At 45.4% G+C, this 216-nt stretch carries 1 pseudogene; it reads right to left on the bottom strand.

Features of this window, described 5'->3' with window-relative positions:
• Nucleotides 1-6: 6 nt before the first annotated feature.
• Nucleotides 7-198 (bottom strand): annotated as a pseudogene (locus ACFE90_RS35690) (aspartate carbamoyltransferase); the annotation flags it as partial.
• Nucleotides 199-216: the final 18 nt, after the last annotated feature.

The raw sequence follows: 216 nt of genomic DNA, 5'->3' as shown, positions 1-216 counted from the left end.
AAAACTACTGCGAGTGCGGGTAGACGCTTCAAAAAATAAATTTGCCACCACTTGTCCTTGTAAGCTTGGCACCTTCTTCGTGCGTCGCGATAACACCTCCTGAAAACTGGCAGCAGTTTGCAAAACGGTATCGTATTCAGTAGGAGTGAAGTCCGCGAGTGTGAGAACGTGATGACGATTCCAAGTAGTAGTAGGCATAAATGTGAATGAGTATTC

Source organism: uncultured Nostoc sp. (assembly GCF_964245445.1).
Taxonomy (GTDB): domain Bacteria; phylum Cyanobacteriota; class Cyanobacteriia; order Cyanobacteriales; family Nostocaceae; genus Nostoc.
The sequence above is the reverse complement of the archived record's forward strand: the minus strand, read 5'-3'. Positions and strand labels throughout refer to the sequence as shown.